Origin of the sequence: Xaviernesmea oryzae (assembly GCF_900109605.1) — a bacterium.
Lineage (GTDB): Bacteria > Pseudomonadota > Alphaproteobacteria > Rhizobiales > Rhizobiaceae > Xaviernesmea > Xaviernesmea oryzae.
This window is the reverse complement of sequence record NZ_FOAM01000003.1, coordinates 349,846-373,324: the sequence shown is the minus strand read 5'-3', so window position 1 is coordinate 373,324 and position 23,479 is coordinate 349,846. Positions and strand designations below refer to the sequence as shown.

Genomic DNA, 23,479 nt, shown 5'->3' with positions numbered 1-23,479 from the left:
CAAGCCCTCAACGCGTTGTGTCGTGTCCCGTCAATGGGAAACGGTTCGATGCTTTCATGCACGAAAGGACGGCATGGTCTCGCAAGCACCTCTCTTCTGGTGGCAGCCGCGCGGGTTGAAGGCCTGGGCGCTTGCCCCATTCGGCTGGGCCTATGGCCGCCTGACTGCGCGGCGCATGCGCCGGCCGGCCGGCGGCACGGCGGAGGTGCCGGTGATCTGCGTCGGCAATTTCACCGTCGGCGGCGCCGGCAAGACGCCGACCGCCATTGCGCTTGCCCGGGCCGCGCGGGCGAGGGGGCTGACCCCAGGTTTCCTGAGCCGGGGCTATGGCGGCCAGGCAAAGCGGGCGACCCTGGTGGATCCGGCACGTGACAGCGCCGAGCGGGTCGGCGACGAGCCTCTGCTTCTCGCGCGTGAGGCGATGACCGTGGTCTGCCGCAAGCGCATCGAGGGCGCGCGCCGTCTGGCCGAAAACGGCGCCGATCTGATCATCATGGATGACGGCTTCCAGAGTGCCCGGCTGCGCTTCGATCTCGCCGTGCTTGTCATCGATTCCAGGCGTGGCATCGGCAACGGCCTGCCGCTACCTGCCGGCCCCTTGCGCGCGCCGATGGCGGAACAGATCCGTCAGCTCTCGGTCTTGCTGAAGATCGGGCAGGGAACGGCAGCCGATCCCGTGGTGCGCCAGGTGGCACGCGCCGGCAAGCCGGTGATCGAGGCAAACTTGCGCCGTGCCGACACGCTGCCGCTGCAGGGGCAGCGCGTGCTGGCCTGGGTCGGTATCGCCGATCCGGAGAAGTTCTTCGTCACGCTGCGGGAGGCCGGGGCCGAGATCGTCGAGACGCAGGTTTTCGCCGATCATCACCTGCTGACGGCGCAGGAGATTGCCGATCTGATGGCCAGGGCGCAGACGGGTGGCCTGCGGCTGGTAACGACGGCCAAGGATCACGTGCGACTTGCCGCCGGCCCCGGCATCTCTGGCCGGCTTTTGGCCGAAAGCGCGGTGATCGAGGTGGAACTGGCTTTTGACGATCCCGCCGCGCCCGGCCGGCTGATCGATCAGGCGATGACGAATAGCCGCGCGCGGCTCCTGGGTGCCGCGAAAGCATGAAAAAGAGGTCGAAAGTCTGGAAGGGTGGGTCAATTGCGCGCTTGCCTGTGGATCGCGCAGCGCCGGCTTATTGGCCTGGCAGCGCACCCGCCCGCTTTTCCGCTTCGAAAGCGGCGGCGGCGTCGACATAGGGTTCCTGACGGGCGACGCTCCAATAGCGCAGCTCATCCATGGGAATCGTGCGGCCGGTGATGGCGCAGGTGACATGGCTGCCCGGCAGCACGACCTGGAAATCGCCGTCGAGATACCGGATCTTGGCTTCCCTGTCGCCGCTCGGCTCAAACCGGTTCATGCTGTCTCGACCTCGCCTCATCATCCGCGCGCCTGGCGCACTCCGGCCTCTATCATAGCCCATGATCCATGCAAATCCCGCAGGCTGAAAGAGGCGTAATCGTGCCGCCGCGCGCCCGTCTGTTCAAGAGGTCCTATCTCGCGTCAGGTCCTTTTGCCGCAAAGTGGACACCACAGCGAAAAAAGACGCCGCCTCATCCTGCCCACGTCCATGTGCCTGTCTCAGGAGCGGCCGAACAGCCGCTCGATATCGCCGAGCTTCAGCGCGATGTAGGTGGGCCGGCCGTGATTGCACTGGCCGGAGCCGGGGGTAGCCTCCATCTCGCGCAGCAGCGCGTTCATCTCCTCGATCCGCAGCCGCCGGCCGGAGCGCACCGAGCCGTGGCAGGCCATGGTGGCGGCCACATGCTCCAGCCGGGCCGACAGTCCGTTTGCCGTATCCCATTCTGCGAGTTCGTCGGCCAGCGCCCGGATCAGGCCGGGCACGTCGACCTTCCCCAGCATCGCCGGCGTCTCGCGCACGGCAATGGCGCCAGGGCCGAAGCGCTCGATCGCCAGGCCTAGGGGGCGAAAAGCCTCGGCCTGCTCCATGAGCCTGTCGCAATCCTCATCCGGAAGATCGACGATATCGGGGATCAGCAGCGTCTGTGCCGCGACCGGCCGCTCTCGAAGCCCTCGGCGCAGCGCTTCGAACACCAGCCGTTCATGGGCGGCATGCTGGTCCACGATCACCAGCCCGTCCTCCGTCTGGGCGACGATGTAATTCTCATGGATCTGCGCGCGGGCCGCGCCAAGCGGATGGCGCAGCTCTTCGGGCGCCGGCGCAGCATCCCTTGAGTCCGAGCGGGCCGATGGCGTCAGCAAGCTGGCAAACGCGGCCTGTGCAGCCTCCGCAAAACCTGAGGAGCCCGATGGTGAAGTCGCGGCAATATCGGTTGCCGGCCATCCTGCCGGCTGGGCAAAAGGCCGATAGGGCGAACGATCAAGACTCCAGTCCCCAGGAGGCCTCTCGCCGTGATGGGGGCTGAAGGGGCGCATGCCTGTCGCAGTCGTCGGCGCCGATGATGCGGAAGCGGCGGATGGCCTCTGCCAGGGAGCCGACGACGGGCTGCCTCCTTCAGGGCGAAAGGCCCGCATCAGGCCGGCCGTTCCGGTGCTGGACGCTCTGTCTCCCCCCAATGCCAGCGCCTGGCGGATGGCGCCGATGATCAGCCCGCGCACGAGCCCGGAATCGCGAAAGCGCACGTCGGATTTGGCCGGATGGACATTTACGTCCACCAGCGCCGGGTCGATGTCGATCGACAGCACCGCCACCGGATAGCGTCCCTGCGGAATGGTCTCGGCATAGGCCGCGCGCAGCGCCTGGAAGATCAGCTTGTCCTGCACCGGCCGGCCGTTGACGAAGGCATATTGCTGCAGCGAATTGCCCCTGTTGAAGGTGGGCAGCCCGGCAAAACCCGACAGTGCCACGCCTTCGCGCTCGGCATCGATCTCCAGCGCATTCTCGCGGAAGTCCCGCCCTAGAACCTGGGCGATCCGCTCCAGCCGGTCGTCGCCCGTGGCAGCGAATTCGAGCGTCGCGCGGTCGCTTCCCGACAGCACGAAGCGCACCTGCGGAAAGGCAATCGCCATGCGGCGGACGACCTCGGATATGGCCGATGCCTCGGCGCGCTCGCTCTTCATGAATTTCAGTCGCGCCGGCGTGGCGAAGAACAGATCGCGCACCTCGACGATCGTGCCGCGATTGGCGGGCGCGGGGCGCACCGGCGTCAGCCGCCCGCCCTCGACCAGGATTTCCGCGCCTTCGCTTGATGTCTGGGGCCGGCTGGTGATCCGCAGGCGCGAGACGGAGCCGATCGAGGGCAGCGCTTCGCCGCGAAACCCAAGGGTGCGAATGGCCTGCAGGCCGCCTTCGAGTTTCGAGGTGCAATGGCGGCGCACGGCGAGGGTCAGATCATCTGCGCCCATGCCGCAACCATCGTCGGTAATTCGCAAAAGCGTCTTGCCGCCACCGGCCGTGGCGATCTCGATGCGCCGCGCGCCGGCATCCAGCGCGTTTTCGATCAGTTCCTTGGCAGCGCTGGCGGGACGTTCGATCACTTCGCCCGCGGCAATCTGGTTGATCAGGGTTTCTGGAAGCTGGCGAATGGTCATGCCGCATTTTCCCTTATTTCCAAGCCCTTGGAAACGCTCGATCGACCTTTCTCAGGCAAAACTTCTCATGATTTCGGCCTTATCTTTGCAATCTGGGATTTCAAGCTGACGCAATTATTTCGCAGCCCTTTGTTTTCATGCTGGATTTCGCAACTCCCGCTTAAGCCCCGCTTAAGGAAAGACTGTAAAACTTATCATACTGACCCACATGAAATCGGGGTCGGGAAGACCGGCCCCGTGTGCTGACACGGACGGATCACGCCTTCCCGGCAGGCCAAGGGGCCTTCCGTCAGCATGCCTGAGCCGTACCGGGAACGCCTTGCCTTTTTTGCAGCGCGTCTTTGGAACGGCGATTTGTCATGTGGCGTAAGGGTTATGAAGGGCCGCAGGAATGATGGACAGTGCGTCGCCGGACGCCCACGACGAGCAGCCGCTTCTGGATCTGGTGGCAAACGGCTTAGGTATGGCGCTGATGGTCTGGGACCGTCAGGATCGGCTGCTGTTTGCGGCCCGCGCCGTGCTGGGCATTTTTCCGATCGCTCCGTCCTTCATCGAACGCGGCACGCGCCTGCGCGACTTTCTTGGCGCACTTTATGATGCCGGCGTTGGCGTCGGCACCCAGTTTGAAAATACCCGCCGCCGGACCGGGCGCGAGGAGTGGATTTCCACTCGTCTGTCGCTGCACTGGCGCGAGCGCTTCGAAAGCGTCGAGCAGCTCTCCCGCCGTAGCTGGATCAACATCAGCAAAAGACGGCTTTCCAATGGCATCGGCCTGGTTCTGATCACCGATCTCACCTCGCAGAAGCTGCATGAGGAAGAGATGCAGCTCGACCGCGAGCGCATCGAGCTGACCGAGCGCATCCTCGACGATCTGCCCAATGCGGTTTGCGTCAAGGACCGCGACCTCAACTACGTCGCCGTCAACAAGGCTTTCTGCGCCATGCATGGCATGGCCGCCAACGCCATTCTCGGTCGTTCGGTCTGGGATCTCGTCGATGCCGATTTTGCCGAGCGCTATGAGCTGAGCGACCGCGAGGTTCTGGAAACGGGCGTGCTGCACACCAACGCCCAGCAGATCGTCATGGCTGACGGCGAGGATCTTTGGGCCATCGTCCACAAATTCCGTGTCGGCAGTCCGGCAGATGCGCTGCTCGTCACTTATTTCAGCGATGTCACGCAGGTCGTCACCGGCTTCGGCATTGCCGGAGAGGGCGAGGGGCCGCTTGGCGTGGTGCCGCATGCCGATGTCAGCCGGTTCGAGCCGGGCCAGAGCCTTTATGATCCTTTCCGCGCGCTCGACATGACGCGCATCGTCGATGCGCCGGCCATGGGCCTGCCGGGCGATGCCGGTGGCTCTTATCGCCTGCGGGTAGTGCTGGTGACGCCATGCCCAGCCATCGAGCAGCGGTTCTTCTCCGCCTTGACGGAACTGTCCTGCGATGTCGGCATCGTCGCCTCCTTCGATCAGCTGAAGGCGCTCGAGGCCGCGTTGGGCGAGAGCGGTCTGACGCCCAACCTCCTGCTTTTCGATGAAAGCCTGGGCACGCCACCCGCCGGCCTGTTCGTCGGGCTGCCGCAGCTGCCCGTCTCGCTCGCCATCTCCGCCGAAGACCTGGCGGCGCAGATCATGACCGTCGGACTGTCGATGCAGACCGATCTGGATGGCGAGTTCGGCCTTGGCGCTGGCGCCGCGGGCACGCAGCCTGCCGCCGAGTCCCCGATCGACGTTCTCGTGGCCGAAGACAATGACATCAACCAGATCGTCTTTGCCCAGATCCTCGATGGCCTCGGCCTGTCCTTCAAGATCGCGACGAATGGCGAAGAGGCCGTGGCGCTCTGGCGGACGCATCGGCCGAAGCTGGTGCTGATGGATCTGGCCATGCCGGTGATGAGCGGGCGGCCGGCGATCCGCGCCATTCGCGATGCCGAAGCGGAAGAGGGCCGCGCCGCCACGCCCATCGTCGTGGTCACCACCCAGGCCGCCGATATGGAGGATAGCGAGATGGAGACGCTCGCCATCGGCGCACGCCTGATGAAGCCTGTCAGCCCCGAACGGGTCGAAGCGCTCTATCACCGTTTTGTTCAGGCGGAAGACCAGGCTGGCCAAGCCCTGTGAATTCCATCCCGAGTTGCGTCTTTCAATACACGCACCTCGGGAGTCCATGCCTTGACCAGAACCCGGCATGCTGAGCGGTCACGAAGCCTAAGGCTTTGAACTCACCTTTTTCCCCGCTTCGGTAAGCGAACATAAAGTTCCAATCAGTGCGCGAAAAACCAGATCTAGGGAGGCCTTCGTCAAGAATTGTTAAGTTTGTACTCGGCATTGTTGTGGTTGCGAAATGAACCAGTTCGAACCGGGTAAAACATGACTGCTGTCGGCCTCATGCGCGAGCACAAGAGCTTCGCCGGCCTGGACGGAGAGATGTCGACCGACAAGTTGACAGGTCTCGGCAATGCCGCGTGGATGGGCCAGGAAGTGCGCCGCATCGCCGACGAGCGCGCGGAAGATCCCGCTCCTTTCACCATCGCGCTGGCCAATCTCGACGGGTTCAAGCCGATCAACGATCTTTTGGGCCCGCGTGCCGGCGATGACATCCTGCGCCAGGTGGCGCAACGAATGAAGGCCTGCCTGCCGGATGGCGCGACCGTGGTGCGCATATCGGGCGATCAGTTTGGCCTCGTTCTGCCGTTGGTCTTCGAGCAGAAGGGCGCGGAGAAGGTCGGCATGATGCTGAAGGATGTGCTGTCCGCACCCTTTGAGATCGGCGAGCGCCATATCCGCCTGTCGGCCTCCTTCGGCTTTGCCATCTATCCCTTCGCCGGCGAGGATTTCGATGCGCTGATGAAGAATGCCAGCACGGCGCTTTACCGCGCCAAGCGGCGTGGTCGCGCGCAGATTACCATTTACAGCCAGCAGATCGCCGAGGAGATGCGCCGACGGACGCAGATCGAGCAGGCTTTGCGCAATGCAATCATTTCCGACGAGGTGGACGTGCATTTCCAGCCGATCGTCGATCTCTCCAGCGACCGGCTCGTCGGCTTCGAGGCGCTCGCTCGCTGGAACGATCCCGATCTCGGCACCATCTCGCCTGCCGTCTTCGTGCCGCTGGCCGAGGATCACGGCTTTATCGACCGGCTGACGGAAACCCTGTTTCGTAAGGCGGCGCGCGCGGCACTTGCCTGGCCGAAAGACCTGTTTCTGTCCTTCAACCTCTCCTCCGCCCAGTTCGTCGATCTCTCGATCGCCGGCAACATCCTGTCGATCTGCCGCCAGACGGGATTGGATCCTCGCCGTCTGATCATCGAGATCACGGAAACCGCCGTCATGGCCGATGCCGACATGGCGCAGGATATCGTCGCCGAACTGCGTGCCGCCGGCATTCATGTCGCATTGGACGATTTCGGCACCGGACAATCGAGCCTTTGCCGCCTGCGCGATTTCGCCTTCGACAAGGTCAAGATCGACCGTGCCTTCGTCTCGCGCATCGCCACCGACAAGGCCAGCGAACATATCGTCAAGGCGATCATCGCCATGTGCGAGGGCCTGAACCTCGACGTGGTGGCGGAGGGCATCGAGACGCCGGCCGAGGCCATGAAGCTGAAGGCGCTCGGCTGCCGGCTGGGTCAAGGCTATTTCTACGGCCGCCCCAAGGATATCGATGCCACGCTCGAGGATGTCGCCGGGCGCTTTGCCGATCCGGTTAGGGTGCAGTAAGTTTTATCTTACGTTGCAGCCGGAAAGACGATGCGCTTCCTGTTGCTGATCACGGGATAGGCGCGGCTTGCGGGATGTGGCGCGCATGCGATCCGGTTTCGCCAAGAAGCGTTACGTCCATCGCACCAACGCCCTTGCCTTGAAAACGGCGCGATAAGGCCGGGCGCTGGCGTAAATGGACATGGAATTGCGCAAGGGCGCGTTCGACACTGCGCCTTCAACCATGGGATTGCCGCCTGACGAAGCAGCCTTCCTCCTCCCCAGCGACCGCCCGACAGGACCCTGACGATGTCGATGCCGCTTGCCCAGCAAAACGCCCGTGATCCGCTGCTCCAGCCTTTCCAGCTCAAGCATCTGACCCTGAGAAACCGGATCATGTCGACGGCGCATGAGCCGGCCTACTCCGAAGACGGCATGCCCAAGGATCGCTACCGCCTCTACCATGTGGAAAAGGCAAAGGGCGGGGTGGCGATGACGATGACGGCAGGCTCGGCGATCGTGTCCGAAGATTCGCCGCCCGCCTTCGGCAATCTCTTCGCCTTCCGCGACGAGATCGTGCCCTGGATGAAGCGGCTGGCCGACGAGTGCCACGAACACGGCACGGCGGTGATGATCCAGCTGACCCATCTTGGCCGGCGAACGAGCTGGAACAAGGGCGACTGGCTGCCGGTCCTCAGCCCGTCGCCGGTCAAGGAGGCGGCGCATCGTGCCATGCCGAAGACGATCGAAGACTGGGATATCGACCGCATCGTCGCCGATTATGCTGCCGCAGCCCAGCGCATGCAGGAGGCCGGCCTCGACGGGATCGAGATCGAGGCCTATGGCCATCTGCTGGACGCCTTCTGGTCGCCCGCCACCAACCAGCGCGAGGACGACTTCGGCGGTTCGCTGGAAAATCGCACGCGTTTTTCCAATATGGTGCTGGCGGCCGTACGCAAGGCTGTGGGCGACGCTTTCATCGTCGGCTTCCGCCTGGTGGCCGATGAGCAATGGGATATCGGACTGACCAAGGAAGACGGCATCGAAATCTGTCGCCGGCTGGTCGGCACCGGCAAGGTCGATTTCCTCAACGTCATCCGAGGCCATATCGATCATGATGCGCCGCTCACCGACGTCATCCCGATTCAGGGCATGGCCGCCTCGCCCCATCTCGATTTCGCCGGGGAAGTGCGGGCCGCGACCCGCTTTCCGGTCTTCCACGCCGCCCGCATTGCCGATGTCGCCACCGCCCGCCATGCCATTGCCGAGGGCAAGCTCGACATGGTCGGCATGACGCGCGCGCACATTGCCGATCCGCACATCGTGCGCAAGATCGAGGCAGGGATCGAGGATCGCATTCGCCCTTGCGTCGGCGCAACCTATTGTCTCGACCGCATCTATGAAGGCGGCGGCGCACTCTGCATCCACAATGCCGCAACGGGGCGCGAAGCCACCATTCCCCATATCATCCGGCCGACAGACGGCCCGCGGCGCAAGGCGCTCGTCATCGGCGCAGGCCCTGCGGGCCTTGAGGCGGCGCGGGTGTTGGCCGAGCGCGGTCATCAGGTCGAGGTGTTGGAGGCCAGCGGCGAAGCCGGTGGGCAAGTGCGGCTCGCCGCCCGCAATCCCCGTCGGCGCGAACTGATCGGCATCATCGACTGGCGCCTGTCGGAACTGGCCCGCCTTGGGGTGCCGATCGAATATAACGTCTTCGCCGAGGAGGAGGATGTGCGTGCCCGGGCTCCGGATGTCGTGGTGATCGCCACCGGCGGAATCGCCCACACGCCGCCGCTGACCGCTGGCGAGGAGCTCGTCGTGTCCAGCTGGGATATTCTGGCCGGCACGGTCAAGCCGGAAGGTCCCGTTCTGCTCTATGACGATCACGGCGGCCATGGCGGCATGAGCGCGGCGGAGATGATCGCCAAAGCAGGGGTGGAACTCGAAGTGGTCTCGCCCGAACGGCTCTTTGCGCCTGAAGTCGGCGGCATGAACTACACGCCTTATGCGCGGGCGATTGTCGAGGCAGGCGTGCGGGTGACGATCAACACAAGGCTGAAATCTGTGCGTCGGGACGGCAATGCCTTGGTGGCGGTCCTGGGCTCCGACTATTCGAGCAACACGACCGAACGGCGCGTGGCGCAGGTCGTGGTCGAATATGGCACCCTGCCGATGGACGATCTTTACGTCGCGCTAAAGCCGCAGTCCCGCAATCTAGGCGCGGTCGATTACAAGGCGCTGATCCGGCAGCAGGCGCCAATCCCGCTCAGCAATCCGAACGGAGATTTCGATCTGATCCGGATCGGAGATGCCGTCCACAGCCGCAACATCCATGCCGGGATCTACGACGCGATGCGCTATGGGCTGTTGATCTGACCCCAAGCAAAAGAAGAGCGCCTGGCTTGCAGGCGCTCAGTCAGGCTGGAACGACATTAAGGCGGACAAAGCGCTGAGAAATGCGTGAAGGACGGCGTCTTTCGACACCGCCCTTCTCGATCAGGTATGTCTGTGAAGACTTACTGATTGGTGGTTGCCGGAGCGGCCGGAGCAGCGCCACCAGCCGGCGCCGTGGTCGACGACGTGGTCGAAGTGTCGACATTATTGCCCTTGGTTTCGGCCATCTGCTGGGCGCGCGTCTTGAACTCGGGCGCATTGCGCAAAGAGTCGGACGTTTCCTGCGTCGTCAGCTTCATGTCGTTCGAATTCGGCACTTCCGCAATCGTAATGGTTTCGAGCGGAACGGCGACGTTCTTTTCGCCGATACCGAGGAAGCCACCGACGCCGATCACGGCTGCTTCGACGGAGCCGTCGGTGGAAAAGATCACGTCATTGATCTCGCCGATGCTCTCATCATTGCCGTTATAGACGGACTGGCCGATATAGCGGTTGGCGGAAATCTGGTTTTCAGCCTGTTCGGTAATGTAATTGCCGGTCTTGGAGCCGGCATCGGCAGCCTGGCCAGCCAGCGGCTTGGCGGCATTGTCGCCCATCTGGCCCGTGGTGGCATCATTGGTCATCGGCTGCGCCGGCTGGGCGGCATTGGGCTGTGCCGGCTGCATCGTATCCTGTGCGAAGCTCATCGGAGCAAAGGCAACAACACCAGCGAAAAGAGCGCCTGCGGCAACAGAAGCAGTGAATTTCTTGGTCATTTCCAACCTACCTTTCCTTGTCCTTGTCGATCAGGGCGCGGTGTCAGTTCCGCACCGGTGATGCCCAAACAACGTGAGAAGGGAAAAGTGGTTCCGATAAAAATCGCAGCAAAATCGTCGGAAATCCCGTCGAATCAGCAGGATTTCGGGGAATGCCCCATCATCCAGGCGCTCGCGCGATCTCACGACTGCGTGAGGCGAACGCGAGCTGGCGGTTGCAGATGCCACGCCTGGACTGCGTGGCATCTAGATTGGCAAAGCCTGTCTCGATCAGACGATATAGGCCGGCTCGAACCGTCCTTCGACCGGGCGTCCGAGTTCGAAGGTTTGGCCGGCGTGCGGATCGGCCTGGCGGGCGGCGGCATCCATGCCCTCATAAGCCGAGGTCACCAGCAGCCTGTCTGCCTTTGCGCCAATGAAGGCGGGGCAGCTTGTCTGGCTTGCCGGCAGCCTGTGCCGCTCCAGGCGCTGGCCGCTTTCAGGATCATAGACATCGACGGCGCCGGCTCCCCAGCGCGCGATCCAGAGCCGGCCTTGCGCATCGCAGACCGCGCCGTCAAAGCCACCCTGTGCCTGGCCTTCTTCCGCCAGAAGTTCTGGCTCTGCCGTCGGCAGGCCAGTGGCCGGATCCAGCGCCACCTTGTAGAGGCGGTTGGCCATGGTATCGCTGTAATAGGCGGTGGCACCATCGGGCGCGAAGCAAATGGCGTTCGGAATTGTCACACCGGGAATCAGCCGCGTCACCTTGCCGCGCGCGACATGGTAGATCGACCCGGCCTTTTCGGCCGCCTTGCGGCCCATGGTGCCGATCCACAAGGCGCCGCTTTGATGCACGCGTCCATCGTTGGAGCGGTTGTTGGGGTTGTCCTCGATCGTCAGCAGTTTTTCAAAACGCCCATCGGCGCGGTGGCGCAGGAACAGGCCCTGGTCGCTTGCCACCACTTGGCGCTCGCCGTCCACGCGGGCAAGCACGCTGCCGAGGAAGGGGAGGGACTGGATCTCGTGTTTGCCGCTGTCGAGATGCAGCGAATGCAGCTCGCGGCCGAGGATGTTGAACCACCAGGCCGTCCCGGTGTCGGGATCGTAGGATGGGCCTTCGCCCAGTTCCAAAGCCTGGTCGAAGAGAACGCGGCCGGCAAATTCAGTCTCAGTGGTCATGAGATCAGGCTCCATAGACGGCATCATAGGCTTTCACGGTCGCGTCGGCGCGCGCGCGCACCTCGGCAGCCGTCATGCCTGGCTTGAAGAGGCTTGAGCCGAGACCGAAGCTCTTGATCCCAATTTTCGAATAGGCAGCAAAATCGGTTTCCGAAACACCGCCGACAGCCGCCACTTCGACATCCTTGGGCAGAATGGTGCGGATGGCCGCAATGCCGGAGGGACCAAGCGCGCTGGCGGGGAAGAATTTCAGCCCGGTGGCGCCAGCCTTGGCGGCCGCGAGCGCTTCCGTCGGCGTGAAGACGCCCGGCAGCGTCACCATGCCCTTGAAGGCCGCATGGGAAATGACCGGCGGATCGACATTCGGCGAGACGAAGAGCCGGCCCCCGACATTCTCCAGCCGGTCCACGTCTTCTACCGTCAGCACCGTACCGGCGCCGATCAAGGCGTCTTCGGGCGCCAGCTTCACCGCCGTTTCAATGGAACGAAAGGGATCGGGCGAATTCAGCGGGATTTCGATGGCCCGCAGCCCGGCTTCGAGCAGTGTGCCGACGATCTCTTCCGTCTCTTCCGGCTTCAGGCCGCGCAGAATGGCGACCAGCGGATAGCGCATGGGGGGAAAAGGAATACGGGACATCGGAAAACTCCTTTGAATGTTCTTAGGGCCAGACGGCGCGGGCGGCGGCCTGCAGCCCCCGGCGAACGGCAAGATCTGCATCGATAACGGTGACGCCCAACAGGGCGGCTGACAGCGCCGCCTCATACAGCGCGGCCATGGCGCCGGAGGCCACGAGCTGGACCTGCACCGCATCTGGCGCCGTGTCGCGGGCGCCGGCAATTTCCAGCCCGATCAGCAGGCCTGAGAGCCGTGCCTTGGCACTGGTGGCGTCCAGGCCGTGCAGCAGCTGGCCGGAGCGCGCGGAAAAGATCAGGTTGCTGAAGCGCGCCGGCGAGACGCAGGCCGTCTTCACAGCCTGGATGAAGGCCGGATGCGTGCCATCGAAAGCCTCGGAACCGTCGAGCGCATGGCGCAGGATCGACTGTTTGCCGATCACATCGAAAAGCTCGCCCGTCATGAAGGTGGAGAAGCCCTCGACCGCGCCATCGCGCAGGCGCACCCATTTGGAATGCGTGCCGGGCATGCAGAGAAGATGGCTGCCGGCGCCGATCTCGTCATAAGCGCCGAGGAGCTGAGTTTCCTCGCCACGCATCACGTCCGGCGCGGCCTCGATCCTCTGGGCAAGGCCGGGGAGAATGCGGATATCGCGGCTGGAGTGAGGGACAACGACCGCACGGCCGACGATCTCTTCCAGCCGCGCCGGCACGTCCATATAGCCGGCATCCATCCAGCCCTGGCGCGCTCCGGCCATGCCGCAGATCATCACGGGCAGATCGGCCGGTGCGTCGAGCGCAGCCAGATGCCGCTCCAGAACGGCAGAAAAGCCTTCCTGCGCTGCCGTGGTCATGCCTTCGCCGGAGCGACGCTCGCCAAGCGGCGTGCCGTCCTTGCCGATCAGCCAGAGGCGGAAGCTGGAGGTTCCCCAGTCTACCGCCGCATAGGATGCCGCTGTTGCCGTCACAAAACCCCTCCATCCACGATGATTGCCTGGGCCGTCAGCGCGGCTGCGCTGTCGGAGGCGAGAAACAGACAAGGGCCGACCATGTCGTCGGCCATCAGACTGCGTTTAAGACATTGTTTGCCGATCATGGCGGCGATCGAATCTTCCGTGAGCCATAGCGCCTTCTGGCGCTCGGTCACCACCATGCCCGGCAGCAGCGCGTTGACCCGAATGCCATCGGGGCCAAGCCGGCCGGCGAGCGATTTGGTCAGTCCGACGATGCCGGCCTTCGCGGCGCTATAGGCAGGCAGGTCGTCCATGTTGAGCAGGAAGGCGATCGAGGAAAAATTGACGATGGCGCCGCCGCTCCCCGCCTTCAGATGCGGCGCGGCCGCCTGCGCCATGAACGGCAGCGGCTTGAGATTGATGGCCAGCGAGGCGTCCCATTCCGTTTCGCTGATGGTCTCGAGCGCATGGCGGTCGTCGCGCGCGGCATTGTTCACCAGCACCTTGAGCCCGCCCAGGATCGCGACAATGCGATCGACCAGCGGTTTGAGCGAGGCCGTGTCCGTGAGATCGGCTGCAAAGAACAAGGGATCATGCCGCGCCGTGCCCGATAGCTGGCTTGCCAGCGCCACACCGGCCGCCTCGTCAATGTCGATAAAGGCCACGCGCGCACCTTGGGCAACAAAGCCCGCAACCAGCGCCGCGCCGATGCCGGAAGCGCCACCGGTGATGAGAACACCACGGTCGGCCAGATCGCGATAGCGCGCCGCCTCCATCGTCATGCTGCGCGCCTCCCTTGCGCCGGCGTGTGATCTGTTCCATTATGTGGAACATGCTTCTGCTACATGGAATATCCTTCCGGGCAGGAAGGCTTGTCAAGGCCAAGCCAGCCTAAAGCCGCGACGCTTGGCCGCTCCTGGCGTCGCTGCTGCAATTGGTCGAAGTCGCCTTGGCGGGGCCCAAGGTCACGGCGCGGCTGGTCCTGTCAACAGGCGGAGAAAACGATGAAACCGGTGGAAGAGGCCGATCAAGACTGTGGCACAGGCACGGTTGGCAAGGCCATGTTGCTGCTGGAACTCGTCGCCATGGCCGATCGCCCGCTGCGGCTGACGGAAATTCTTCACAGCTGCGGCCAGCCACGCGGGTCCCTACATCGGCAATTGCGTCATCTCGTGGCCGAGGGGCTGCTGCGCCAGCGTCCGGATCTGAGCTACGAGCCAGGCCTGCGGCTGTTGAAGCTCGCTCATAAGGCCTGGGCGCGCAACGACCTGCGCAGCCTTGCCTCGCCCTACCTGGACAAGCTCCACGCCGCCACGGGCGAGACGGTCCATGTCGGCATGCTCCTGGACACGGAAATCGTCTATCTGGACAAGATGGAGAGCCGCCAGACCGTCACCATGATCTCGCGAATCGGGCAGGCGGCACCTGCCTATTGCACTGGTCTTGGTAAGGCAGCACTATCGTCTCTACTGCCGGAACGGCTCGAAACGGTTCTATCACGAATCGTTTTTCAGCCTTTCACGCCAAATACGCATTTAGACCGTTCTTCTCTGCTAACGGAGCTAGAGACGATACGACAATGCGGTTATGCTTTCGACAGGGAGGAGCATGAAAAGGAGATTCGCTGCGTGGCCGCGCCTGTCTTTGACGGACAGCGCAATCTCGTGGGTGGGATCTCTGTCACGGGTCCTGCCTATCGTGTCAGCATGGACAGCCTGGAAGCCTGGGCGCCGGTTGTGCGAGCGGCGGCGCGCGCCCTCAACGACGAGCTTTTCACGGCCTTAAGCCCGTCTGCCCGGCGTTTACCATCGAAATCGTGACCGAAATACAGGAAAACACTACGCAATCGTACGTTACGCCCCCTTTCTGCGGAAGGTCAGGCGCGTTATCTCTAAGTTTACCCAAGCGTAAGCCGCTAATCGCCGATGATGTCGAAACTGGGACGGGATCGACCACGGCGCAGAAAGTTCGAGGGGTCTTCATGGACGTTACAAGACAGGACCGAGGGGCGCTGCTCGCCGCCGAACGGCACACTTCGCCCATGTCGGAAGCGGATATCGGCGCCGCCTTCCAGCATCTCGTTACGAAACATCGCTTTCGTCACTACATGGTGATGAGCCTACCCGATCCGACCGTTCGCCAGCTTTCGGAAGTCGTGATGCTGACCGACTGGCCGAGCAATATGATGCGCCGTTACGATGCGGCGAGCCTGCTGTCCGGCAGCCCGATCGTGCAGCGGCTACGTCGCAGCACGGTTCCCTTCCTCTTCGATATCGGCACCGGCCTGCGCCAGGACAGCAAGGCGGAGACGAGCATGGAGCTCTTCACCCAGGCGCGGATCCGCCGGGGCATCTACATTCCCGTGCACGATGCGCGGGGCCAATGCGGCGCGGTCAGCTTCGGCGGCGACCGCGAGCCCGTCGATCACGAGGAGATCAAGGTGTTGACGCTGGCCTCTGCCGGCCTCTTTGCCCAGCTGAGCGATCTGCGACGTGGCCAGATGGCGGCCGAGCGCCTCTCGCGCAGGGAGATCGAATGTCTTCATTGGGCTGCTGCCGGGAAGACGACGCTGGAGATGGCTCGTATCCTCAATCTCTCGGAATATACCATCAATCACTATCTCAATCGGGCAAGCCGCAAGCTGAACACGGTCAACCGGGTTCAGACCGTGGCCAAGGCCATGCGCGCAGGCTTGATTCACTGATGTCGCAGCCGGCCGATGGACAGCCGCCCCTTGATGCCGAAAGACAGATCGAGCAGACGATGATCGACGAAAAGCCGCCCATGCGCGGCACGCCGCTCGAGCAACTGGCCAAGCCAGAGCAGATGGGCAGCGAAATCGCGCAGCTGCGCACCCAGTTCGACGTCATGCGTTTCATGAAGCGGAAGGCGCAGGTCTTCGGCTTTCGCTATTTCATGATTGCGCGTGTGCCCGGCATGGAAGTCAGCTCTCTGGCGAGCCTCTCGATCGTCTCCAACGTTCCGGTCGAGATCGTCAACCATTATGACAAGATCGGTCTGTTGCAGTCGAGCGTGGGCATCAAGCGCCTGCGTGAGACCACGACGCCGTTCCAGCTCGACTTCGACGAATGGCGGCGGCTGAGCGGACAGCAGGAAGGTCTGGCTGCGCATATCGACGTGCTGCGCGCCCATGAGGTGGAGCAGGCCGATTACTTCCCCGTGCATTTTGCCGATGGCAGCCGTGCCGTCGTGATCTTTCTCGGCGGACGGCATCAATTCTCCATGGCGGCGCTCATGGAACTGCAGATGATCGCCATTCATGTCTATAATCGCCTGGCCGAAATCGGCCTTGTGCTGCGCGACAACGGCGTCGAGCTGTCGGACCGCGAAATCGAATGCCTGAACTGGACGGCAGCTGGAAAGACCAGCGCCGAGATCGCCTCGATCATTGGCCTGTCCGAGCATACGGTGAACCACTATCTCAACCACGTCACCCGCAAGCTCGGCGCCGTCAATCGTACCCAGGCGGTCGTCAAGGCCATTCGTCTTGGCTATATCCGCTGACGGCAGGAGGCGACCTGGCCTTTCGATGGGCAATTGCTCACAGACCATGCCCAAGGCGCGGGCAACAGGTCCTGATCTGGCTTGCCAACCCGAAGCCAGAACTTCGGCCCTGCGCCTCGTAGAAGGCGCTTGAAGAGTCTCGATCAGCGGCAAAAATCCTCTCCTTTCGACCATTCCGATAGGAGGCAAGGATGACGCAGCGGCTCTCTTTCGATCTGGCACGCTTCCTGCATATTGAGTGGCAGGTCCAGAGGGGACTTTGGATGCCGGTGTCGAGCCGCCGGTGTCCAGCAAGAACGAACAAAGCGCGCCCTTGAAGGCAGTGCGAAAGACAAAGGCCGCTTCCTGCCTTGGCGATCCCGGATGTACGGACGCCAGAGCGGGGGCGGTCTTTGCTTTTCGAGGTTCGGCCATCGCAGACGTGGCCGTCCGCCTGCGCCAATGCATATACTTCTTTTCCGACTTCAGCCCTCGTCCCGGCCGCTCCCTTGGCGCGGGCCCCAGGCTCGATTATGTACGGCCCATGAAAATCCGCCAGGACGCTTGAGACATCCGGGCGGTCGAGAAGGAGAGAGAGATGGTAGACGTCACGCGGGACATCGTTCTCGACGCCTTGAAGTCCGTGCGCGGTCCCGATCTCGAAGGCAATATCGTCGATCTCGGCATGGTATCGGATGTCTTCATCTCCGACGGCAAGGTCTATTTCTCGATCACCGTTCCGGCCGACCGGGCGAAAGAACTTGATCCGCTTCGCGCCGCGGCCGAGCGTTGCGTCAAGGACGTGCCCGGCGTAAAGGGCGCCATGGTCGCGCTGACGGCCGACCGCAAGGCGGGCGACGCACCGCGCCCCGCACCGCCTGCCGCCAAGGCGTCCGCCGGTCCTTCTCATTCCAGTCACGCCCACGCTGGTCATTCCCATGCCGGCCATTCTCACGGGAGCTCCGCGCCCGCGGGCGGCGCGCGTCAGCCGACTGCTGCGCAGAAGGCAGGCATTCCCGGCGTCGGCGCCATTATCGCGGTTGCCTCCGGGAAAGGCGGGGTTGGCAAGTCCACCACCTCGGTCAATCTGGCCTTGGCCTTGCAGGCCAATGGCCTGAAGGTCGGCATTCTCGACGCCGATATTTACGGCCCTTCCATGCCGCGCCTGCTCGGCATCAGCGGTCGGCCGCAACAGATCGACGGCCGGCTGATCCGCCCGATGGAAAATTATGGCCTCAAGGTCATGTCCATGGGCTTCCTGGTGGACGAGGAAGTGGCGATGATCTGGCGCGGGCCGATGATCCAGTCCGCGCTGCTGCAGATGCTGCGCGAGGTGCAATGGGGCGATCTCGATGTGCTGGTGGTCGACATGCCGCCCGGCACAGGCGATGCGCAGCTCACCATGGCGCAACAGGTGCCGCTTGCCGGCGCGGTGATCGTGTCGACGCCGCAGGATCTGGCCCTGATCGATGCGCGCAAGGGCCTGGCGATGTTCCGTAAGGTCGAAGTGCCCGTGCTCGGCATCGTCGAGAATATGAGCTATTTCATCGCGCCGGATACCGGCCACCGCTACGACATCTTCGGCCATGGCGGCGCCCAGCGAGAGGCGGAGCGTATCGGCGTGCCGTTCCTCGGCGGCGTTCCCCTGACCATGGGGATTCGCGAAACCTCGGATGCGGGCACGCCCGTGGTCGTTTCCGATCCCGAGGGAGAAGCGGCCAGGATCTATCGCGAGGTCGCCGCCAAGGTGTGGGAACAGGTCACCGCCAAGGCCGCCGACACTGGCCGCGCGCCGCCACGGATCGTCTTCGAGTAGTGCGGCTTCGGCCGCGATTTTAACCCCTGCGGCGAAATCGCGGCGGAAAGCATCGGCCGACGGTTGATTTCCGGGCGATCTTGCGTCATATGCCTGCCGCTTTCAGCGGGTGCTGATGAACGGGCCCATGAACAGCCAGCACGGCACGCCGCTTGCCCCCAAGACGGGTGGTTTCCGGCGCGTCGGCATGGCAAGAGCAGACATGATCGCACCCGGCGCCGGAGCGCGGGCGCAACGAGCCGACCGGCCTTTTCAACGAAAGCCTTTCCATGACCAAGCATGCCTCACCTGCGCCGGCTTGCCATGCCGTCGGCCTTGCACACCTTCCCGGTTTCGAGCGGGGAATGCCTGCATGATCGCGCTTTACGACGCACAGGGCGAGAGCCTGACGCTGGATGCGGCTCATCCGCCGGAGGCCTTGCCCGAGGATATCGTCTGGATCGACATGCTGCGCCCGACCCGCGAGGAGGATGCCCTGGTCGAGCGGCTGCTGGGCATCGAGGTGCCCACGCGCGAGGACCTGAAGGACATCGAGCCGTCGAGCCGGCTCTACACGACCGATCAGGCCGTGTTCATGACCGCCTCGCTCGTGTGTCGTGCCGATGGTGATCATCCCGTTCTGACCGATGTCGCTTTCGTTCTGGCCGGCAAGCGGCTGGTGACGGTGCGTTACGATGAACCCAAGGCTTTCGCCCTGTTCCGCGCGGCCATGCCGCGCATTCGCGGCGGCTGCACCACCGGCGTCATCCTGGCCGTGCGCCTTTTCGAGACGATCGTCGACCGCACCGCCGAGATCTTGGAACAGGCGGTGGAAAAGCTCGACGGCCTGTCCTTCAAGGTCTTCGACCGGCAGAAGGGTCCCAAACGCCGGCCGCCGCATTATCTCGAAGCCCGCCTGCTCGATGTGGCGCTGCATCACCGGCTGATTGCCAAAGCGCGCGATAGCCTGGCCTCACTCGCCCGTGTCGTCACTTTTCTTCAAAGCGTGCCGGTGGTCGAGGCGGATGCGGAGACCAAGGCACTGGTGCTGGTCGTCTCGCGCGACATCCAGTCGCTCTCCGAGCATGCTGGCTTCATCTTCGGCAATATCACTTTCCTGCTCGATGCGTCTCTCGGCCTGATCAGCGTCGAGCAGAACGCCATCATCAAGATTTTTTCGATTGCTTCCGTCGTCTTCTTGCCGCCGACGCTGGTCGCCTCGATCTATGGGATGAATTTCGAGGTCATGCCCGAGCTTCACTGGCACTTCGGCTATCCCTTGGCGCTTCTCGCCATGCTGGTTTCGGCCATCGTGCCGTTCTTCGTGTTCCGCTGGAAAGGCTGGCTATGATCGCGGGCGTCCTCACCCATCGGCTGGCGTTGATCGCGAGCGGCCGATGCGGCAGCAGGACGCCGCGCGGGCGCGGCCTGCTTTTTCGTTCAAAACTGCCGCCTTCCGCGGCTGGCCGGGCGACGATCCGCCCTTTTGGCCGGCCTTGAGGCGCAGGAGTATCTCCATGTCCCAGTCAACTCCGTCCTCGTCCAACGCCACGGAAGGTCATGCATCCCCAGGCGCGCAGAAAATCCTGGCTGCCGCCCTCGGTTCGATCGGCGTCGTCTATGGCGATATCGGCACGAGCCCGCTCTATGCGTTCCGCGAGGCGCTTCGCCCCGTGGCAGGCGACGGCCTCAGCCGGCTGGAGATCATCGGCCTCGTCTCGCTGGTGCTGTGGACGCTGACGATCATCGTCACGCTGAAATATGTGCTCTTTCTGCTGCGCGCCGACAATCATGGGGAGGGCGGCACGTTGTCGCTGCTGGCGCTGCTGATGAAGTCTCGCGGGCGCAAGGTCTCGCTGATGTTCTTCACCGGCATCGCCGGCGCGGCGCTGTTCATCGGCGATGCGATGATCACCCCCGCGCTCTCCGTGCTCTCGGCGGTCGAAGGGCTGAAGCTCGTGGCACCGCAATTTTCGAATTATGTCGTGCCGATCTCGGTGGTCATCCTCGTGGTGCTCTTCGCCGTACAATCCCAGGGTACCGACAAGGTCTCGAAATTCTTCGGACCGATCACGCTGGTCTGGTTCGTGGCCATCGCGCTGGCCGGCATTTCCCATATTCGCGACGATCTCGGCGTGCTCGCTGCCTTCAACCCGACCTATGCGCTGGAGTTTCTGTTTCACGCGGGGGCAGCCGGATTCGTGGTGCTCGGCGCCGTCTTCCTCACGGTCACCGGGGCCGAAGCGCTTTATGCCGACCTCGGCCATTTCGGCCGCCGGCCGATCCAGATCGCCTGGATCGTCGTGGTCTTTCCCGCACTCGCGCTGAATTATCTCGGCCAGGGCGCGCTGGTGCTGAAAGATCCGTCGACGATCTCCGATCCGTTCTTCCTTCTGTTTCCCGAATGGGCTCTGCTGCCTGCCGTACTTCTGGCCACCGCCGCCACCATTATCGCCAGCCAGGCGGTGATCACAGGCGCCTTTTCGCTTGCCCGGCAGGCCATCAATCTCGGCTTCCTGCCGCGCATGGCCATCCTGCATACATCGCGTGTTTCCACCGGGCAGATCTATGTGCCCAATGTGAATTCCGTGCTGCTTTTCGGCGTCATGGTTCTGGTGCTGATGTTCGGCTCCTCTGAATCGCTCGCCACCGCCTATGGCATCTCGGTCACCGGCGCCATGGTCGTCACCACGATGCTCGCCTTCCAGTTCGTACGCCTACGCTGGCACTGGCCGCTCTGGGCCTCCATCGGTCTGCTGATGCCGCTGCTTCTGCTGGAGCTGGTGTTCCTCGCTGCCAATCTTCTGAAGATCCACGATGGCGGCTATATTCCGGTGATGATTGCGGCCGGTTGCATGGTCCTGATGTGGACCTGGATGCGCGGCACCCAGCTTCTGCGCGACAAAACCCGCCACACAGACATTCCGCTCGACTCCTTTATCAAATCGATCGAGCGCGAGAGTGCTCATGCTCCGGTCGCGGTCCCCGGCACGGCGATCTTCCTCACCTCCGAGCCGGACTCTACACCGGCGGCGCTGCTGCACAATATCAAGCACAATCACGTGCTGCATGCGCAGAACTACATCCTGACCATCAAAACCACCAACACGCCCATCGTCCCGATCGAGCAGCGCGTCAGCGCCAAACGGCTGTCCAAGCGCTTCGGCCTGCTCGAGATGCGCTTCGGTTATATGGAGACGCCGAATGTTTCCCAGGCCCTGGGTGTCTTCCGCAAGTCGGGGCTGAAGTTCGACATCATGTCGACCTCTTTCTATCTCGGGCGGCGCAAGCTGGTGCCGGATGCCAAATCCGGCATGCCGCACTGGCAGGACCGGCTGTTCATCGCCATGGCCAATGCCGCTATCGACCCTTCGGACTATTTCCGCCTTCCGACCAACCGGGTCGTCGAACTCGGCTCGCACGTCATCATCTGAGGCGAAAGGCCGCCCAATAGGGCAGGGGGAGCGGGCATTCACCAAGCATTAAGGTTAATGCTTCATTGTCACTCGCATCAGGCCCCCGGCAAGCCCGGACGGCCGCAAGCCATTTCGTGTCATCGCTATCGGGGACAAAGGCCGGCGCGCTTCTGCCGGCGCCGGATGCATGCGCGGGTCGACAGGTGGAGTGCGTTTGGTGCGTCGAAACTCGAAGTCTCGGGAAAGCCGTTTCTCGCTGTCGCGTCTCATGGGGCCGCTTGCGCTGGGCCTCGGCCTCTATATCGGCCTTCCCGCCACGTCGGGCCATGCCGATATCGCCACCTTCCTATCAGGCATCAATCGCGGTGGCGAGCGGTGGCGCGTGGTGCTGACACGCTCGCCCGCCGGCTCTGTCCACCAGGGGGAAATCGCCTTCAACGACCCGCTGGTCACAGGCGCGCTTGGCGACGGCGCGGGGATCGATCTGCCCGACGGCGAGCATATTGCACTGTCCGCGGCCGATAAGCAGGCTGACGCAAGCCCGGACGAAGACCGCGTCAACCGCAAGGCCAAGAAGGGTCGGATCGTCGCGGTCACCCCAGTCACGCCGCCCAAAGACTTTACAGCCGGCTCGATCCTGGAGCGTCACAGCGCGCTGACGCGCCCGCTCTTCGATGGCGCAGAGCGCATGGTCTTTGCCCGGGCGAAGATCAAGGGCAAGGAAATCGAGATCGCCACCGCCTTCTATAAAAAGGCGCCACCTGCCACCGACCGCAGCATGTCACCCACGGTTGCCAGCCTCGTCACCAGCGACAAGGCCGATGTTCTGGCCACCGCCTATGCGCCTGCAGCACCCGATTATGCCCGCGAATCGCCCTTTGATTCGATTCTGAAAAAGGATGAGAGCGGCGGCCGCTTCATTCCCGATATCTCGCCCGAGGATCATGCCTGGGCCGCGACGCCGCTTCCGCCGGAGGTTTTCGGCGAGGCCGAGCAGAAGTGCCTGACCGATGCGATCTACTTCGAATCACGTGGCGAATCGGCCAAGGGACAGGCGGCGGTTGCCCAGGTCGTGCTCAACCGGGTGCGCAATCCGTCCTATCCCAAGACCATCTGCGGCGTCGTTTACCAGAACAAGGACTGGTATAATCGCTGCCAGTTCTCGTTTGCCTGCGACCGCATCCCCGATATCGTCTGGTCGCGCGCCACCTGGAATCAGGCGCATGAAATCGCGCTGGCCGTTACGGCGGGCAAGATCTGGCTGCCGGAAGTGGGCTCCGCCACCCATTATCACGCCACCTATGTGCGCCCCGACTGGGGCCCGACGATGAAGCGCCTGACCCAGATCGGCAAGCACATCTTCTATCGCACCTATGGCGGCGGCTGGAGCTGAAGGCGCGCTCAAAGCCTAATGCCTGCGCACGTATGGCCGATGAAGCCGTTTGCACACGAACACTGCAGTGTCTGCTTACGCACCTGTCGAAGCACCTCTCCGATAATCTCTCGACAACTGATTGAAAAATCGACGTGATTTTGTTCTTGGGGAAGATCTGTCTTCGCCTTGACGAGCGATGCGTCGAAAACTATGGTGCGGCCGACTTCAAAACGGTCGACGTTGGCCCCAAATCTGGCCTTTTGATGGCCG

At 63.3% G+C, this 23,479-nt stretch carries 18 protein-coding genes; 11 read left to right on the top strand and 7 right to left on the bottom strand.

Going from position 1 to position 23,479, the window contains the following annotated elements; genetic code table 11:
• Positions 1 to 73 precede the first annotated feature (73 nt).
• Entirely contained in the window at positions 74 to 1,111 is a 1,038-nt protein-coding gene (gene lpxK / locus BMX61_RS05325; RefSeq protein ID WP_075629166.1) for a tetraacyldisaccharide 4'-kinase, read from the top strand.
• 67 nt (positions 1,112 to 1,178) lie between these two features.
• Here the strand turns inward: lpxK and BMX61_RS05320 are convergent, their stop codons facing one another.
• On the bottom strand, positions 1,179 to 1,403 hold the full coding sequence (locus BMX61_RS05320; RefSeq protein WP_075629165.1) for a DUF2093 domain-containing protein: 225 nt from the start codon (positions 1,401 to 1,403) through the stop codon (positions 1,179 to 1,181).
• 221 nt (positions 1,404 to 1,624) lie between these two features.
• Positions 1,625 to 3,556 carry a DNA mismatch repair endonuclease MutL gene (gene mutL, locus BMX61_RS05315; RefSeq protein WP_075629164.1) on the bottom strand — a complete coding sequence of 644 codons (1,932 nt, stop codon included), beginning with the start codon at positions 3,554 to 3,556 and terminating at the stop codon, positions 1,625 to 1,627.
• Positions 3,557 to 3,947: 391 nt separating this feature from the next.
• Between mutL and BMX61_RS05310 the strand changes: the two genes are divergently transcribed.
• The 3 genes from BMX61_RS05310 to BMX61_RS05300 all read left to right on the top strand — a co-directional run bounded on the left by BMX61_RS05310 (position 3,948) and on the right by BMX61_RS05300 (position 9,623).
• Complete coding sequence (locus BMX61_RS05310; protein WP_075629163.1) at positions 3,948 to 5,672, top strand: PAS domain-containing protein; 1,725 nt, start codon at positions 3,948 to 3,950, stop codon at positions 5,670 to 5,672.
• 267 nt (positions 5,673 to 5,939) lie between these two features.
• Complete coding sequence (locus tag BMX61_RS05305) at positions 5,940 to 7,271, top strand: putative bifunctional diguanylate cyclase/phosphodiesterase (RefSeq protein WP_075629242.1); 1,332 nt, start codon at positions 5,940 to 5,942, stop codon at positions 7,269 to 7,271.
• 288 nt (positions 7,272 to 7,559) lie between these two features.
• Entirely contained in the window at positions 7,560 to 9,623 is a 2,064-nt protein-coding gene (locus BMX61_RS05300; RefSeq protein ID WP_324610615.1) for an NADH:flavin oxidoreductase, read from the top strand.
• A gap of 140 nt (positions 9,624 to 9,763) precedes the next feature.
• On the opposite strand, the gene BMX61_RS05295 is transcribed toward BMX61_RS05300, so the two are convergent.
• The 5 genes from BMX61_RS05295 to BMX61_RS05275 all read right to left on the bottom strand — a co-directional run bounded on the left by BMX61_RS05295 (position 9,764) and on the right by BMX61_RS05275 (position 13,901).
• Positions 9,764 to 10,396, bottom strand: coding sequence for a PRC-barrel domain-containing protein (locus BMX61_RS05295; RefSeq protein WP_075629162.1), 633 nt, complete (start codon positions 10,394 to 10,396; stop codon positions 9,764 to 9,766).
• Between the two features lie 270 nt (positions 10,397 to 10,666).
• Positions 10,667 to 11,554 (bottom strand): SMP-30/gluconolactonase/LRE family protein, encoded by an 888-nt coding sequence (locus BMX61_RS05290; protein WP_075629240.1) that lies wholly within the window; start codon positions 11,552 to 11,554, stop codon positions 10,667 to 10,669.
• 4 nt (positions 11,555 to 11,558) lie between these two features.
• A complete protein-coding gene (locus BMX61_RS05285) occupies positions 11,559 to 12,191 on the bottom strand; it encodes a 2-dehydro-3-deoxy-6-phosphogalactonate aldolase (RefSeq protein ID WP_075629161.1) in 633 nt (210 codons plus the stop codon).
• Positions 12,192 to 12,213: 22 nt separating this feature from the next.
• Entirely contained in the window at positions 12,214 to 13,134 is a 921-nt protein-coding gene (locus BMX61_RS05280; protein ID WP_075629160.1) for a 2-dehydro-3-deoxygalactonokinase, read from the bottom strand.
• Positions 13,131 to 13,901 (bottom strand): SDR family NAD(P)-dependent oxidoreductase, encoded by a 771-nt coding sequence (locus BMX61_RS05275; protein ID WP_075629159.1) that lies wholly within the window; start codon positions 13,899 to 13,901, stop codon positions 13,131 to 13,133. The genes BMX61_RS05280 and BMX61_RS05275 overlap by 4 nt, the downstream gene beginning before the upstream one ends.
• A gap of 222 nt (positions 13,902 to 14,123) precedes the next feature.
• Between BMX61_RS05275 and BMX61_RS05270 the strand changes: the two genes are divergently transcribed.
• The 7 genes from BMX61_RS05270 to BMX61_RS05240 all read left to right on the top strand — a co-directional run bounded on the left by BMX61_RS05270 (position 14,124) and on the right by BMX61_RS05240 (position 23,227).
• Positions 14,124 to 14,939 (top strand): IclR family transcriptional regulator, encoded by an 816-nt coding sequence (locus BMX61_RS05270; protein ID WP_075629158.1) that lies wholly within the window; start codon positions 14,124 to 14,126, stop codon positions 14,937 to 14,939.
• A 161-nt stretch (positions 14,940 to 15,100) separates the two neighbouring features.
• Positions 15,101 to 15,823, top strand: a complete 723-nt coding sequence (locus tag BMX61_RS05265) for a helix-turn-helix transcriptional regulator (RefSeq protein ID WP_075629157.1) — start codon at positions 15,101 to 15,103, stop codon at positions 15,821 to 15,823.
• Between the two features lie 80 nt (positions 15,824 to 15,903).
• Positions 15,904 to 16,644, top strand: coding sequence for a helix-turn-helix transcriptional regulator (locus BMX61_RS05260; protein ID WP_075629239.1), 741 nt, complete (start codon positions 15,904 to 15,906; stop codon positions 16,642 to 16,644).
• A gap of 577 nt (positions 16,645 to 17,221) precedes the next feature.
• Positions 17,222 to 18,439 (top strand): iron-sulfur cluster carrier protein ApbC, encoded by a 1,218-nt coding sequence (gene apbC / locus BMX61_RS05255; RefSeq protein WP_075629156.1) that lies wholly within the window; start codon positions 17,222 to 17,224, stop codon positions 18,437 to 18,439.
• A gap of 352 nt (positions 18,440 to 18,791) precedes the next feature.
• A complete protein-coding gene (locus tag BMX61_RS05250) occupies positions 18,792 to 19,769 on the top strand; it encodes a magnesium transporter CorA family protein (RefSeq protein ID WP_075629155.1) in 978 nt (325 codons plus the stop codon).
• Positions 19,770 to 19,935: 166 nt separating this feature from the next.
• A complete protein-coding gene (locus BMX61_RS05245) occupies positions 19,936 to 21,852 on the top strand; it encodes a potassium transporter Kup (protein WP_075629154.1) in 1,917 nt (638 codons plus the stop codon).
• A gap of 169 nt (positions 21,853 to 22,021) precedes the next feature.
• A complete protein-coding gene (locus tag BMX61_RS05240; RefSeq protein ID WP_092742323.1) occupies positions 22,022 to 23,227 on the top strand; it encodes a cell wall hydrolase in 1,206 nt (401 codons plus the stop codon).
• Positions 23,228 to 23,479 lie beyond the last annotated feature (252 nt).